The organism is Streptomyces sp. NPDC029139 (genome assembly GCF_055564335.1).
Genome location: NZ_JBVHWN010000009.1, coordinates 126,987 through 141,516, shown reverse-complemented (window position 1 = coordinate 141,516; position 14,530 = coordinate 126,987). Strand labels below are relative to the sequence as shown.

12 protein-coding genes are annotated in these 14,530 nt (G+C 70.2%); 8 read left to right on the top strand and 4 right to left on the bottom strand.

Going from position 1 to position 14,530, the window contains the following annotated elements; genetic code table 11:
- Positions 1-16: 16 nt before the first annotated feature.
- The 3 genes from ACZ4VW_RS21185 to ACZ4VW_RS21175 form a co-directional block, all read right to left on the bottom strand.
- The gene (locus ACZ4VW_RS21185) at positions 17-397 is read right to left on the bottom strand and encodes a hotdog fold domain-containing protein (RefSeq protein ID WP_467964569.1); all 381 of its coding nucleotides are present in this window, start codon (positions 395-397) and stop codon (positions 17-19) included.
- Entirely contained in the window at positions 394-2,058 is a 1,665-nt protein-coding gene (locus ACZ4VW_RS21180) for a flavin-containing monooxygenase (protein ID WP_467964567.1), read from the bottom strand. Before ACZ4VW_RS21180 ends, ACZ4VW_RS21185 begins: the two co-directional genes overlap by 4 nt.
- A gap of 172 nt (positions 2,059-2,230) precedes the next feature.
- The gene (locus ACZ4VW_RS21175) at positions 2,231-3,205 is read right to left on the bottom strand and encodes an alpha/beta hydrolase (protein ID WP_467964566.1); all 975 of its coding nucleotides are present in this window, start codon (positions 3,203-3,205) and stop codon (positions 2,231-2,233) included.
- A gap of 159 nt (positions 3,206-3,364) precedes the next feature.
- On the opposite strand from ACZ4VW_RS21175, the gene ACZ4VW_RS21170 reads away from it, so the two are divergent.
- The 3 genes from ACZ4VW_RS21170 to ACZ4VW_RS21160 are packed head-to-tail and all read left to right on the top strand — an operon-like array spanning position 3,365 to position 6,163.
- On the top strand, positions 3,365-4,030 hold the full coding sequence (locus tag ACZ4VW_RS21170) for a hypothetical protein (protein WP_467964564.1): 666 nt from the start codon (positions 3,365-3,367) through the stop codon (positions 4,028-4,030).
- On the top strand, positions 4,023-5,393 hold the full coding sequence (locus tag ACZ4VW_RS21165) for a glutamine synthetase family protein (protein ID WP_467964562.1): 1,371 nt from the start codon (positions 4,023-4,025) through the stop codon (positions 5,391-5,393). The genes ACZ4VW_RS21170 and ACZ4VW_RS21165 overlap by 8 nt, the downstream gene beginning before the upstream one ends.
- Positions 5,394-5,419: 26 nt before the next feature.
- Positions 5,420-6,163 carry a gamma-glutamyl-gamma-aminobutyrate hydrolase family protein gene (locus ACZ4VW_RS21160; protein ID WP_467964560.1) on the top strand — a complete coding sequence of 248 codons (744 nt, stop codon included), beginning with the start codon at positions 5,420-5,422 and terminating at the stop codon, positions 6,161-6,163.
- A 126-nt stretch (positions 6,164-6,289) separates the two neighbouring features.
- On the opposite strand, the gene ACZ4VW_RS21155 is transcribed toward ACZ4VW_RS21160, so the two are convergent.
- Positions 6,290-6,883: a TetR/AcrR family transcriptional regulator gene (locus tag ACZ4VW_RS21155; RefSeq protein ID WP_467964558.1), complete on the bottom strand. Its 594-nt coding sequence runs from the start codon at positions 6,881-6,883 to the stop codon at positions 6,290-6,292.
- Between the two features lie 208 nt (positions 6,884-7,091).
- Here ACZ4VW_RS21155 and ACZ4VW_RS21150 point away from each other — a divergent pair, with 208 nt between their 5' ends.
- The 5 genes from ACZ4VW_RS21150 (at position 7,092) to ACZ4VW_RS21130 (ending at position 14,516) form a co-directional block, all read left to right on the top strand.
- Positions 7,092-7,790: a transporter gene (locus tag ACZ4VW_RS21150; RefSeq protein WP_467964556.1), complete on the top strand. Its 699-nt coding sequence runs from the start codon at positions 7,092-7,094 to the stop codon at positions 7,788-7,790.
- 135 nt (positions 7,791-7,925) lie between these two features.
- The gene (locus ACZ4VW_RS21145; protein WP_467964554.1) at positions 7,926-10,259 is read left to right on the top strand and encodes an AMP-binding protein; all 2,334 of its coding nucleotides are present in this window, start codon (positions 7,926-7,928) and stop codon (positions 10,257-10,259) included.
- A 58-nt stretch (positions 10,260-10,317) separates the two neighbouring features.
- The gene (locus ACZ4VW_RS21140; protein WP_467964552.1) at positions 10,318-11,415 is read left to right on the top strand and encodes a Zn-dependent alcohol dehydrogenase; all 1,098 of its coding nucleotides are present in this window, start codon (positions 10,318-10,320) and stop codon (positions 11,413-11,415) included.
- A gap of 26 nt (positions 11,416-11,441) precedes the next feature.
- Complete coding sequence (locus ACZ4VW_RS21135) at positions 11,442-12,905, top strand: aldehyde dehydrogenase family protein (RefSeq protein WP_467964550.1); 1,464 nt, start codon at positions 11,442-11,444, stop codon at positions 12,903-12,905.
- A gap of 63 nt (positions 12,906-12,968) precedes the next feature.
- The gene (locus ACZ4VW_RS21130) at positions 12,969-14,516 is read left to right on the top strand and encodes a long-chain-fatty-acid--CoA ligase (RefSeq protein ID WP_467964548.1); all 1,548 of its coding nucleotides are present in this window, start codon (positions 12,969-12,971) and stop codon (positions 14,514-14,516) included.
- Positions 14,517-14,530 lie beyond the last annotated feature (14 nt).

Sequence of the window (14,530 nt, the reverse complement as noted above, 5' to 3'; positions counted from 1 at the left end):
GCACCGACGCCGACGGTCAGCGTGCCGTGGTCCCGGCGTCGGCCGGGACGACGGCGGTTCCCCGTGCCCGGGTGGCCACGATGGGCTCTGCCAGCACCTCGGCCCGGCCGGTGTTGTCGACCGTGCGGCAGATGACGCGGAGTTCGAAGTCGACGGTCCGGCTACGGACCCCCTTCGACACCAGGCGTGCCTCGGCCTCGACGACGTCGCCGCCGCGGACCGGGGCGAGGAACTGGACCGACGCGTACCCGGCGAACAGGCTCTCGTGGCCGTCGGCGGTGATCGCCAGGTGCGTTCCGGCGTCTCCGAACAGCTTCAGCCCGTACGCCCCGTCCACAAGGTTCCCCGCGTAGTGCGCCTCGGAGTGGGCGACGTAGCGCTGGTGCACGACCTTCATGCGATCTCCTCGTCGATGCGGCCGATACGGCGGGCGACGGTCACGCCGTCGAGCTCGATGCCCGGGTAGCCGTGCTTGGCGAGCGCGGCGCACATCCGCCGGTACTTGCCGACACCGCCCACATAACCGAGGAACGTCGACGGCTTGCCGGCCACGTTGGATCCCCGGTACCAGGAGTCGGTGGTCGCGTACAGCGTCTGCTCGACCGTGTCCTCGGTGATCTTCACCCAGTCCTCCTGGGCTTCGGCCGTCGGCGCGACGACGTCGGCGCCTCCCGCCCTCGCGTGCCCGATCAGATCGGTGATCCAGTCGACGGCCTGCTCGATGGTGACCACGACATTGCTCGCCAGCGCCGGGCTCTGCGGTCCGCCGATCATGAAGAAGTTCGGGAACCCGGCGGTCATGATGCCCAGGTACGTCCGGACTCCGTCGCTCCACGCGTCCTGGAGCCTGCCGGACTCCGGGGTCGAGATGTTGAGCGCGTACAGCGGGCCGGTGAAGGCGTCGAATCCGATCGCCAGCACGATGGCGTCGACCTCGTAGGAGCCGGCCGTCGTGACGATGCTGTCGCTCGTCATGGTTGTGATCGGCTCGTCGCGCAGGGAGACCGCGGAGACGTTCGGGCGGTTGAAGGTCTCGTAGTAGTCGGTGCCGAAGCAGCTGCGCTTGGCGCCGAGCGCGTGGAAGCGTGGCTCGAGGACGGCGGCGGTCCGGGGGTCCTTGACGATCTGGCGGATCTTCTCGCGCACGAACTCCGCCGCGGTCTCGTTGGCCCTCGCGTCGGTCAGCAGATCGGAGAACTCGCCGCCGACGCCGGTGAATCCGCTGCGCTCGTACGCCTTCTCGTAGCGCTCGCGCCGCTCCTCGTCGGAGACGTCGAACGCCGCGGCGTCCGGGATGCGGTCGGGGATACCGCCGAGCGAGTGGCGGCACTCCTCGCGGATCGCCGCGTAGTTGCTCTTGATCTCGTCGACGAAGTCCGCCGTCAGCGGGGCGTTCCGGGCCGGGAACACATAGTTGGGGGTGCGCTGGAAGACGGTGAGGTGCCCGGCGACCTCGGCGATGAGCGGAATGCACTGCACCGCGGACGATCCGGTGCCGATCACGGCCACGCGCTTGCCGGCCAGATCGCTCAGCGGGATGTCCCACCGGCTCGTCGAGACCGTGGTCCCGGTGAAGTTCTCCAGTCCCGGGACGTCGAAGGTCTTGGGCGTCGAGAGGCCGCCCGAGCCGGCGAGCAGGTGGCGGCCCCGCCGCGTCTCGCCGGAGTCGAGGGCCACCTCCCAGAGCCGCTCGTCCGGGAGCCAGGTCGCCGAGGTCACCCGGGTGTCGAAGCGGAAGTGCCGGCGCAGGTCGAAGCGGTCCGCGACGTGATCGATGTAGCGGAGGATCTCGGCCTGCGGAGCGAAGCGCTCACTCCACGTCCACTCCTGCTGGAGCTCCTCGCTGAAGGAGTACGAGTAGTAGACGCTCTCCACGTCGCACCGCGCGCCGGGGTACGTGTTCCAGTACCAGGTGCCGCCGACGGTGGGCGCGACCTCGAACCCGGCGAACGTCCAGCCCTTCTCGGCGACCTTGTACGCGGCGTAGAGGCCGGAGAATCCCGCACCGACACAGAGGACGTCGACGACGGGGGCGGCGGCTGGGGTCTTGTCAGTCATGCATCTGCCTTCGGGTAGTCGAAACGCGGTGGCATCCGGCCGTCAGGGCTGCGGCGGGGGCCGTTCGCCCACATGCGCCGAGCGGCACCAGTAGGTCATTCGACTTGGTCGTATGACCAAAACAGGCTAGGCACCGGCGCGAGTGGGCGTCAATAGTCGAATACGAATCGAGTTACGTGAGTCCGGCGGCGTCGCGCAGATGGCGGGCGACCCGCGAGATCGCCTCGTCCGTCCTGGCGAACACGCCCACCTCGGTGAAGAAGCCGTGGAACACGCCGGGGCAGCGGGTCAGGGTGACGTCGACGCCGTCCCGCCGCAGCCTCTCGGCGTACGCCTCGGCGTCATCGCGAAGCGGATCGACCGCGGCGGTGAGCACGAGCGCCGGCGGGAGATCGCGCAGTGATGCGGCGCGCATCGGGGCCGCGAGGTGGCCGACCTGGCCCGCATGGCCGGGGCCGATGTACTGCTCCCAGAGCCACCGGGCGTCCGCGCCGGTCAGCACCGGCGCGTCGGCGAACTCGGTCCAGGACGGGGCGGTGAACGAATCGTCGACGGCGGGGTAGACCAGGATCTGGGACACCGGCTGGTCGAGCCCGAGGTCCCGGAGCTTGAGGCAGAGCGCGGCGGCGAGATTGCCGCCCGCGGAATCTCCCCCGACCGCGATCATGTCCGGATCGATGCCGTACCCGGCAGCCGTGCCGCGCAGCCAGGCGAGCGCGTCGAAGCAGTCGTCGAGCGCCGCCGGATAGGGGTTCTCCGGCGCGAGCCGGTACTCCAGGGAGAACACCGCCCACCCGGATCGGGCGGCGATCGCGCGGCAGACCTCGTCGGCTCCGTCGAGGGTGCCGAGCACGAATCCGCCGCCGTGCAGGTACATCAGCGCCGGGCGCGGGTGCCCGGGCGCCGGCGAGGCGTCCGGGTGGTAGAGCCGGGCGCGGAGTTCGCCGGAGGGTGTGGGCAGGGTCAGCCGTTCGACCCGGTCGAGGCGGGTGAGGGGCTGCTCCCGCGGTGCCGTCGCATAGAGCTTCCGCGCGGCCTCCGCGCCGAGTTCGCGTACCGGCCTCGTCAGGGTTTCGGCCAGGAGGCGCGCGACGCCTTGTGCGTCGGCGTCCAGCTGATCCCAGTACGGGGGCTGCTCTTCGTTCACGGCGGGACCTCTCCGAAGTCATTGACATGTGGTAACCCGTGCCCCACCATCCTAGTCATCTGATCGAGTCACTTGACCATGACGATCACTCCCCTGCGAGATCCCGAAGCCGCCGCCGTGCGGGCACGCGAGATCTCCCGAAGTCGAAAGGACTGGAGGATGACCGAGACCACGACGGTCCCTGCGGTGTCCGACGAAGAGGCGGCCCTGGCGGTCGACGTACGGATCGAGGACGACGCGACCCCGCTCGTCCGGTTGATCGGCCGTACCCTGCGGGATTCCGCCCGCGCGGGCCATGCGCTCCCGGCGCTGCGGAAGGCGGCCGCCACAGTGGCGATCCGGTCCCACGACACGCCGCAGGCGGCGACGATCGCCTTCGGCGGCGGCGTCGTCGAGGTGTCGAGCGGAGTCCTCGCCGAACCCGACGCCGCGATCACCGTCGACCTGAACGCCCGGTTCGCGCCCGCTGGGACTCCCTCGGGCGACGCCGAGCTCGCCGCCGACGTACTGCTCGCGCTGTCGCCGCCGGTGCCGGACTGGCAGGCGGCCGCCGAGCACTTCTGGACCGCCGCGCGCTCCGTGCCGGGGATTCCGGACGTGCTCGTCGCCGTCACCGAAGGCCCCGACGGCCTGGAGCAGGTCGTGGTCGGCGAGGGCACGACGCACTACCTGATCGCCGGAGCCCCCGAGACGCTCGCCGGCGTGTTCTCCGGAGCCGACGACCTGCTCGCCGTCCTGTCCACCGGTGCGCTCGGCGTTCAGGGCACCCTCTCTCAGCTGTCGGTCATGGTCGGCGCTTCCTGGAAGGTTCGTTACGATGTCTGAACTCACCCAGTCCGCCACGGGACGTGACGGCCGCGGTGCCGGAACGCGGGCCGTCCGGATCGAGGCGACGAACCACGACGGCTCGTTCCTCGGCAAGACCTTGGCGCCGAAGAAGTTCGCCTCGGGCGTGGACTCGGGGTTCGCCTTCGCCGACCTCCTGTTCGGGCTCGACCTCGGCAACGCCCCGGCCCTCGGTTTCGCCTTCCCCGACTGGCGAGGGCATCTGGACGACGTCTACTTCCGCCCCGACATGTCGACCCTGGTCGAGTGGGAGCCGGGTCTCGACGCCGTGATCGGCGACTACTGGCTGAAGGACGGCACGCCGGTCCCGATCTGTCCGCGCAACCTCACGCGCAAGATGATCGAACGGCTCGCCTCCCTCGGCTTCACCGCGACCGTCGCCGTCGAGATCGAGGCGACCGTCTTCGAGGAGTCCGTCCAGGAGGCGCGCGCCCGCGGATACCGCGACCTGACGCCGCTCGGCGGGAGCGCGGGCACGGCCTACCACCTCGCGAAGTCGAAGGACTGGAGCGGGTACATGAACGCCGTCGCCGACCGGCTCGACGCGGTCGGCATCGAGTGGGAGGCGTGGAGCGACGAGGACGCCGCCGGTCAGATCGAGATCAACCTGGCGCCCGGCGACCCGATCGCGGTCTGTGACGCCTGGGCGCGGACCCGCCAGATCATGCGCGAGGTCGCCTTCGACCGCGGACACACGGTCACCTTCATGGCCAAGCCCACCGCGGGATACGGACAGGCGTCGCACATCAATCTGTCTCTCCAGCGCGAGGGCGGCAACGCCTTCTACGCGCAGGAGGGGCCGTCGGAGACGATGCGCCACGCCATCGGCGGTCTGCTCGCGACGATCGAGGGCAACTGCTCGATCGTGCTCCCGCAGATCACCTCGTACCGGCGCCTGGTGGACCTCAGCGGCCCGCCCGTCACCGTCAGCTGGGGCATCAGCAACAAGACCACCGCGGTCCGGGCGGTCTGCGGACACCCGTCGTACTCCCGCCTGGAGTACCGGGTCCCGGGCGCGGACGCGAACCTGTACCTCGCCCTGGCGGGCGTGCTGGCCGGTGTGATAGCGGGTCTGGAACGCAAGATCGAACCGCCGGAGCCGGTCACCGACATGGCCTGGTGCATGCCGCCCGGGATCATCACCCGCCTGCCGGACACCCTCACGAAGGCCGCCGCCGCGCTCGAAGCCGATCCGATCCTTCGCGACCTCCTCGGTTCCGATTTCGTGGACTACTGGGTCGGGTCGCGCCGTTGGGAGTGGATGCAGTTCCACACCGCGGGCGGCGACCCGTTCGCCGAACTCTCCCCGTGGGAGTCCGACCGCTACTTCGAACTGCCGTGAGGGGGCGGGGCGAAGGGGCGACCGTCGTGCGGCCGCTCATCGGCATCACCGGCCGCCGGATCCGGCTGGACCTCATCAGGGGTGCGGACCCCCGGTACGGGGATCGCTGCGCCGACAGCTACATGTCCGACTACGGGATCCGGATCGCACGGGCCGGCGGCCTGCCGGTGAACCTCTCGTACGAGACGGATCCGGAGGCGGTCTGCCACTGGCTGGCCGGCGTCGTCGTCACCGGCGGGCAGGACGTGCATCCGGCGTGCTGGGGCGGGGACCCGTCCGTGGTCCGCGACGTCGACCCGCGTACGGACCCGATGGCCCACGACCCCGAGCGGGACGCGCACGAGCTCGCACTCGTGCGCGCCGCGCTCGGCCGGGGGATTCCGGTGCTCGCGGTGTGCCGGGGCATGCAGATCCTCAACGTCGCGCTCGGCGGCACGCTCATCGCCGACCTGCCGCCCGGTGAGGTACGGCATCTGTCGCAGGATGCCGCGCTCACCGACGGCACGGCCGATCACCTCGTCACCTTCGAGCCCGGTTCGATCGTGGCGGGACTGTTCGGCGCGCGGGCCGTCACCAACTCGTGGCACCACCAGGCCGTCGATCGCCCCGGCACGGGTCTCGTCGTGACGGGCCGGACGGCGGACGGTGTGATCGAGGTGGTGGAGCTCCCGGACGCCCCGGTGCTGGGTGTCCAGTGGCATCCGGAATGGATGGCGAGCGACGATCCGACGATGACATGGATCGTCGAGGAATCCGTCAAACGTCTGTGACGAGGGGGATACGAGTGCGTCCGCTCGCGGCCGGCGGCAGACGCACTCGGATCCGCCGACCCCCTCCGCCGAGCCGGGCGGACTCGGCGGCGCACCTGACGGACGTGTGCGCGAAGGCGCTCGTGATCAGGCGAGCTTCGCGGCAAGCCACGCGTCGAGGACGTCGATGACGATCTCCGCCTGCTGGGCGGCTTGGGCGCGATCGGCGTACGTCAGCCAGTTCATGACGAAGCCGTCCGACAGGGTGGCGACGACGTAGCCGATCTCGTCGAGCGTCTCCGGCGCGACGTCCTGTGCGGAGGACGCTCCCTCGAGGATCGAGCGCATGACCTTGAACGCCTCGTTGTAGACAGTCTCGGCCGGACGCTCCTTCTGGCGCTGTGCCCAGCTGATCAGCTCGATGGTCGCGGAGGCGAAATCCGAGGACTCGTCGAGATACCAGGTGGTGAGTCCGCGGAGGATCGCACGCGCCGTCGTGGCCACGTCTCCGTGCACGTCGTTCGCGACCAGAACCTCGCGGTACCGCTCCGCCAGTTTCTCGAAGACGGCCGCGAACAGCTGCTCCTTGGACTGGAAGCAGTAGTGCAGCGTCGCCAGCGGAGCGTTGGCCCGCTCGGCGATCCGGCGGGTCGTCGCCCCGTCGACGCCGTGGCTCGCGATCACTTGGATGGCGGCGTTCACCAGGTCGTTGCGCCGCTCGGCCGCCGGTACACGTGCCACTGGTGCCCCCTGCAGAAGTTGGACGATCGATCAAGTCAGCGACCAGGCTAACAGCCGGCTTCCCCGTATCCGCCCAGGCAGGAGCCCTCTCGGGGAATTAGTTGGTCAGATGACTTGATCGAGCGACCATCATGAAGCAGCATGAGCCTCATCCCCGAGGCGACCTCCCTGACGCGCCCCGACGAGGCCTCAAGAAACTGAGGAAAAAATGGAACTCAGAAACGTGCTCTTCCTGCTCGCCGACGTCTGGATGATCGTCGCCGGATTCACCTTCGGATGGAAATTCATCCGGAACCACCGGAACTACCTTCTCGGCCTCGAATGGATCATCGTCGCCACCTCCGGGTCGAACTTCCTCGTCTACGCGCTCCTGGGGGCCGACGAGGAAAGCCCGATGTACACCGCGGCGCATTTCCTCGACGCGTTCTCCCGATCGGTCGGCATCACGCTGATCCTCGTGATGGGCCTGATGGGGGCGACGCACCGGTACAAGCCGTCCGTGGCGACCGATGTCGGGGTGTTCGCGTTCGCCGCCGGGGTCGGGATCGTCCTGCAGCTCTTCGGTGGACAACTGGGTCTGGCCCTGGACATCTTCTATGTCGTCGTCAATGTGCTGACCACCCTGTTCCTCATCTACTTCTCGAAGCGGCTCTGGGCGATCGGCGCGAAGGGAATGGCCATCGGCGCGGGCCTCGCGACCACTGCCGCATTCGTCATCGCCGCGACATACGACTTCGTCCGCATCCCGGGCGACGACGAGGCGCACACCCTCTTCTACACCGCCGCGCTGAGCACCTGGGGATTCCAGATGTGCGTGTACTACGCCGCCTATCGCACCCTGCACGCCCACGACGAGGCGGCCGATGCGGAGCCCGAACGGCGCGAACAGAGTCCCGCCGGTGCCTGAGCGGCCGTCGTGCGAGGCACAGAACCGAGGAGAACGTCCCATGCGGAGGAAGCAGTCGTGGTCGTGAAGGAAACACCTCAGCGAGAGGGAGAAGTGGCCTCGCGCCGCCCGCGACCGGCCGTCAGGCTCGAGCGGATGGGAGACGACCCGCCCACCGCGACGCTGACCGGGCTGCTGTCCGAGCGTGCGCGGCGAACACCGGATCAGGAATTCCTGCGCTTCACGGACGCGTCCTGGACCTTCGCCGAGATCGACGCCTGGACCTCCAGGCTGGCGCACCGGCTGATCGAGGCCGACGGCGTCCGGGCCGGCGACCGCGTCGCGATCATGCTCCCGAACATCGTGCACTGGCCGGTCGTATGGCTGGCCGCACTGAAGGCCCGCGCCGTGGCCGTACCCGTCAACTGCTCCTACAAGCGCGCGGATCTCACCTTCCTCCTGCGGGACTCCGGCGCGCGCGTCGTGTTCACCGACCACGAGCGGGCCGGTCTCCTGAAGGAAGTCGCCGCCGCGGAGCCCGACATGGCGGACCTGCGCATCGTCGACATCGCCGCGGACGGCTCCGCGTCCTTCCCGGCGACCCCTCCGCAGGCGCGCCCCACCGCCGAGACCCTGGCGAACCTGCAGTACACGTCGGGCACCACCGGGTTCCCCAAGGCGTGCATGCTCACCCACGACTACTGGGTGCGGCTGGGCTGGACCTGCGCCGCGGTGACCGGCCTCGGGTCCGAGGACGTCCTGCTCACCGCTCAGCCGTTCTCCTACATGGACCCGCAGTGGAACACCGCGCTCGCCCTGACGGTCGGGGCCCCGCTGGTCGTGCTGCCGCGGTTCTCCGCGTCGGGCTTCTTCGCCGACGTCCGACGCCATCGCGCGACCTTCTTCTACGTGCTCGGGTCCATGCCGACGCTGCTGTTCAAGCAGCCGCCGAGCCCCGACGACCTGGACAACGCGGTGCGCCTGGTCCTCTGTTCGGGCGTTCCGGCCGGGATCCACGCCCAGCTGGAGCAACGCTGGGGCGCGCCCTGGCGGGAGATCTACGGCATGACCGAGTCCGGCGTCGACCTGTTCAGTGCCGTCGACGACGTGACCGCCGTGGGAAGCGGGAGCCTGGGGCATCCGGTGCCGACGAAGCGGGTCCGGGTGCTCGACCCCCGGGGCGCCGATGTACCCGACGGCGAGCCCGGCGAGCTGGTCGTCTCGGGGAAGCCGATGATGCTCGGCTACTGGAACCGTCCGGAGGACACCGCCCGGGTGCTGCGGGACGGCCGGCTCCACACCGGCGACGTCGTCGTCCGCCGGCCGGACGGGGGCATCCAGCTGGTCGGGCGGATCAAGGACATGGTGCGTCGCGGCGGCGAGAACATCGCGAGCGCCGAGGTCGAGGCCGTTCTCGAACGCGACGACGCGGTCGTGGCCGGCGCGGTCGTCGCCGAACCCGACGAGACGTTCGGCGAAGAGGTCAAGGCCTTCATCCAGCTCGCCGCCGGGGTTCCGGCCGACCGTACGACCGCCGAGCGGATCATCGACCGGGCCGGCCGGCAGCTCGCCCGCTTCAAGGTGCCGCGCTACGTCGAGTTCGTCGCCGATTTCCCGCGGACACCGTCCGAGCGCGTGTCCAAGCCGGCCCTCAAGGAGCGCGCCGCCGCCGAGCCCGGCGTCACCTACGACCTGGGCGCCCGGCGCGGAACCCCCGGCGCGCCCGCCGCCCCCGCCACGGACTTCCTCGGCGTCGAAGTCCTCCGCGGTGTGGCGGTGCTGACGCTGCGCCGCCCGGAGAAGCTGAACGCCATGGACGTCGCCACGCGGCTGCGACTGGCGAGCGCCGTCCGGGAGTACGGCGCCGACGACACCGTGCGCGGGATCGTGCTCACCGGCGAGGGGCGGGCGTTCTCGTCCGGTGAGGACCTTCGGTCCGTGCCGACCTCGTACGAGGAGGTCCGCGCGGCGTTCGAGAGCTTCCACGACATCACGCGGGCCGTCGTGGAGACGCCCGTCCCCGTCGTCGCGGCGGTGAACGGTCTCGCGGTGGGCGGCGCCTCGGAGATCACCCTCTGCTGCGACGCCCGGATCGGAACCCCGGCGACCGAGTTCTACCAGCCGGAGAACGGCCGGGGCATCACGATCTCGAACGCCTCGAGCCTGCTGCTGACCCGCCTCGTCAGGAACCACGCGATGCGCATGGTCCTCGGCTCGCCGCGGATCGGCGCCGAGGAGGCTCTGCGGATCGGTCTCCTGGACGAGATCGTCGCGCCGGACGACCTGGTCGACCGGGCCGTCGACCTGGTGACCGAGTGGACCCCGCAGAGCAATACGACGGCGCTCCACCTCGCGCTCCTGCGCCCGCGGCTCGACGAGATCGAGCAGGCGTTCGCCCGTGAGGACGTCGCCGCGCGGAAGGCATGGGAGAGCGGGGTGTTCAGCGCCGGCGTCAAGGGCTTCTGGGCCACCAAGGGCGCCGCCACATAGCTCCCGAACAGGGGCGACACCGCACACGCACACAACGAACGACAGAGGAGACTGGGACGTGATCGACACAGAGGCCGCGGTGCTCACCGCGCTGAACGAGCCGCTCGAGATGACGGCGATCCAGGTGGACGATCCCGAGCCCGACGAGGTGCGCGTCGCGGTCTCCCACGTGGGTCTGTGCCACAGCGACCTGCACTACATGACCGGAACGGTGCCGACCCCCCTGCCGGTGGTCGTGGGCCACGAGGTGGCCGGGGTGGTCGAGGCGATCGGCTCCGCGGTGACCGGGCTTCGCCCGGGCGACCGCGTGGTCGGGGCGCTGACGCCGTCGTGCGGCCGGTGCGTCAACTGCGAGGCCGGCCGGTCGACGCAGTGCGGGCGCACGGAGGAGATCCGGCGTCGCCCGCGGCCCGCCTTCCAGCTCGCGGACGGCCGGCCGGTCGAGCGGCTCGGCGACATCGGCGCGTTCTCCCGGCACACCCTCATGCGGGAGAACGCACTGGTCACGCTCGACGACGCGGTGCCCCTGCACGTGGGATGTCTCCTGGCGTGCTGCGTCATCACCGGCGTGGGCGCCGTCTTCCGCGGCGCGCGCGTGCGTCCGGGCAGCACGGTCGCGGTGATCGGCTGCGGCGGCATCGGGTCGGCCATCATCCAAGGAGCCCGACTCGCGGGAGCGTCGGCCATCGTCGCGATCGACCTGGACGAGGCGCGACTGAAGGCCGCGCGCGGCTACGGCGCGACCCACGTCGTGAACGGGGGAGCCGACGACGTCGCCGCGGAGGTACGGAACCTGCTGGGCGACGGGGTCGACTACTCCTTCGAGGCCGTCGGCTCGGCGCGTACCGCGGCCACGGCCCTGTCTGTCCTGCGGGCGACCGGCACCGCCTGCCTGGTGGGCATCGCCCCGAACGGCACCGAACTCACGCTGCCCGCGTCGGACTTCTTCTTCGGCGAGAAGCGCCTCATCGGCTCGTACATGGGCTCCGGTCAGGTGCGCCAGGACATCACCCAGCTCGCCCGCCTGTACCAGCAGGGGCGGCTGATGCTCGACGAGATGGTCACCCAGGTCATCCCGTTCGGCGAGATCAACGAGGGCTTCGAGGCGATGCGCGGCGGCGACGTGACCCGTGTCGTCGTCGACCTTCGGGCCTGATGAACACGGACGCAAAGGTGACTCACATGTCGAGCGACGAGACGGCGATCCCCCAGCCGGTGAACTACATCGCGGACGCCTGGAGCGACTGCGAAACGATCCCGGACGCATGGAACGTCGACCCCAACACCCGGGAACCGGTCCACCCCATGGTCACGACCGGTGCCGGAGACGTCGAACGGGCGTTGCGGCATGCCGAGCGCGTCTACGGCGACGGCCGGTGGGACGACGAGGCCCGGTTCGAGCGGGCGGACGTCCTCGAACGCGTCGCCGCGCTCATCGAGACCCGGACCGAGGACATCGCCCGCACGGATTCCCTGACCAGCGGCGTGCCGATCGGCGTCACGCGGAAGGTGGCGGCCTTCCTGCCCGCCAGGATCCGGGCGACGGCATCGGACCTGCGCCACATTCCCCGCGTACGGGCGCTGGCGGCCGACGGCCGCGACGTCCGCCTGTACAAGGTCCCGTGGGGACCGGCCGCGATCCTCACCCCGTGGAACGGCCCGAGCTTCATCCCCGCGGCGAAGGTCGTGAGCGCGGTGGCGGCGGGCTGCCCGGTGATCCTCAAGCCGTCGGAGCACGCTCCGGGCAGCGCTCAGATCATCGTCGAGTGCTTCGTCGAGGCCGGACTGCCCGCCGGCGCGCTGCAGCTCGTGCACGGCCGCGGCGAGGTGGGCGCCGCGCTGACCGGTGACCCGCGCGTCAAGATCGTGTCGTTCACAGGCGGTCCGGTCGCCGGCCGTGCGATCGCCCGCGCCGCCGCGGAGGACTTCAAGGTCCTTCAGCTGGAGCTCGGAGGCAACAACCCCGCGCTCGTCCTGGACGACGCCGACGTCGAGGTGGCCGCCGACGGCATCTTCGAGGGAATGACCAAGCTGAACGGTCAGTGGTGCGAGGGGCCGGGCAAGGTGCTCGCCCACCGGAGCCTGGTGGAGCCGCTGGTCGAAGCGCTGACCGAGCGCATCGCCAAGGTCGTGGTCGGCCACTCGCTGGACGAGGGCGTCGAGCTCGGCCCGATCTCGAACGCACCGCACTTCGCGACCCTGCGGAGCCGGGTCGAAGGACTGCGTGCCCTGGGAGCCGTCGTCCACCAGCCGGCCCGGCTGCCGGAACTCGACGGGTTCTTCCTCTCGCCGACCGTCGCCGTCGGTGCCGACCCCGCCAGGGCCACCGCGGAGCTGTTCGGCCCCCTCGTGTCCGTGCACGCCGTCGACTCCGACGAGCAGGCGCTGCGCATCGCGAACGCCCACCCCTCGGGACTCGACGCCTACGTGTTCGGCGGCGATGTCGAGCGGGCGATCGACGTCGGGTCGCGGGTGCTGTCCGGCGAGGTGCGCGTGAACGGCGCGAAGGTCGCCGACCTCGGCGACGGGTCGGCGCAGAGCTTCTGGGGGCCGGCCGGCATCGGCGGTCACGGCCCGGCCGAGTCGGTGCGCGTGTTCTGCGGCGACCGGGTGGTCGGCGTCGACTCGCCGGATCTTCCGCTGTGACCGGACCGACCGACGTGCACCCTGTCGCCCGATGACCGAACCGACCGCCGCTGGAGAACCCCCATGCTGAACCTCTCGATGCTTCTCGAAGACTCCGCCCGCACGTTCCCGGACCGGGACGCGCTCGTACTCGGCTCGAAGCGGCTGACCTACCGCCAGGTCGACGCGGCGGCCAACCAGGTCGCCAACCTGCTGGTGTCCCGTGGCATCCGGCCCGGCGACAAGATCGCACTGAGCTGCCCCAACCTGCCCTGGTTCCCCATCGTCCACTACGGCGCCCTCAAGGCCGGAGCGGTCGTCGTGCCGCTCAACGTCCTGCTCAAGGGCCGTGAGATCGCCTACCACCTCGACGACGCGGACGTCTCGGCGTACTTCTGCTTCGAAGGGTCTCCGGAGCTGGCCATGGCCGCGGAGGGCCATGCCGGATACCGAGAGGTCGAGGCGGTGGAGCACTTCTTCGTCATCACCGCCGACCCGGAGGCTCCCAGCCCGATCGCCGGTACCGAGACCCTCGGTCAGGCACTCGCCGGCATGAGCACCGTGTTCGAGTCGGTGGTCACACAGCCGACCGACACCGCGGTCATCCTGTACACCTCGGGAACGACCGGCCGGCCCAAGGGCGCCGAACTCTCCCACACGAACACGATGATGAACGTGATGGCCTGCAACCGGCTGTTCCGCAACGTTCCCGGCGCCGACAGCCAGCTGGTGTGCCTTCCGTTGTTCCACACCTTCGGCGCGACGGTGCAGATGCACGCGGGGTTCTCGGTCGCCGCGACCCTGCACCTCGTGCCGCGCTTCGTCGCCCGGGACGTGGTCGAGCTGATGAACCGCGAGGTCATCACGTTCTTCGCCGGTGTCCCGACCATGTGGTGGGGGCTGCTGGGCGCCCTCACCGACGACATCGACGTCCACCGGATCGCCGGCAACCTCCGGATCGGCGTCTCCGGTGGAGCGGCCCTGCCGGTCGAGATCATGAGCCAGGTCCGGCAACGCCTCGGCATCACCGTGCTCGAAGGGTACGGACTGTCCGAGACGTCGCCCGTCGCCACGTTCAGCGACCCCCGGCTCGAACCCCGACCGGGCTCGATCGGCGTCCCGATCTGGGGGGTGGAGCTGAAGCTGATCGGGCCGGACTGGACGGAGGTCACCGGGGCGGGGGAGGTCGGCGAGATCGCAATCAGGGGCCACAACGTCATGAAGGGCTACTACAACCGCCCGAAGGAGACGGCCGAGGCGATCCGCGACGGATGGTTCCGCACCGGAGACCTCGCTCGGCGCGACGAGGACGGTTTCTACTACGTGGTCGACCGCGTGAAGGACCTCATCATCCGCGGCGGCTTCAACGTCTACCCCCGCGAGGTCGAGGAGGTCCTGCTCACCCATCCCGCGGTGAGCCTGGCGGCGGTCATCGGTGTTCCGCACGCCAGCCACGGCGAAGAGGTCAAGGCCTTCGTGATCCTGGAGAAGGATGCCGCCGTCACCGCCGAGGAGCTCGTCGCCTGGGGCAAGGAGCAGATGGCCTCCTACAAGTACCCCCGCATCGTCGAGATCGTGCCGAGCCTGCCGATGACCGGCACAGGAAAGATCCTCAAGCGCCAGCTGAGCTGAGACCGGGCACCACC

Bases quoted from the DNA above. Each gene is read 5' to 3' on its own strand.
- ACZ4VW_RS21185 (WP_467964569.1), bottom strand. From the start codon at position 397: ATGAAGGTCGTGCACCAGCGCTACGTCGCCCACTCCGAGGCGCACTAC.
- ACZ4VW_RS21180 (WP_467964567.1), bottom strand. From the start codon at position 2,058: ATGACTGACAAGACCCCAGCCGCCGCCCCCGTCGTCGACGTCCTCTGT.
- ACZ4VW_RS21170 (WP_467964564.1), top strand. From the start codon at position 3,365: ATGACCGAGACCACGACGGTCCCTGCGGTGTCCGACGAAGAGGCGGCC.
- ACZ4VW_RS21165 (WP_467964562.1), top strand. From the start codon at position 4,023: ATGTCTGAACTCACCCAGTCCGCCACGGGACGTGACGGCCGCGGTGCC.
- ACZ4VW_RS21150 (WP_467964556.1), top strand. From the start codon at position 7,092: ATGGAACTCAGAAACGTGCTCTTCCTGCTCGCCGACGTCTGGATGATC.
- ACZ4VW_RS21145 (WP_467964554.1), top strand. From the start codon at position 7,926: ATGGGAGACGACCCGCCCACCGCGACGCTGACCGGGCTGCTGTCCGAG.
- ACZ4VW_RS21135 (WP_467964550.1), top strand. From the start codon at position 11,442: ATGTCGAGCGACGAGACGGCGATCCCCCAGCCGGTGAACTACATCGCG.
- ACZ4VW_RS21130 (WP_467964548.1), top strand. From the start codon at position 12,969: ATGCTGAACCTCTCGATGCTTCTCGAAGACTCCGCCCGCACGTTCCCG.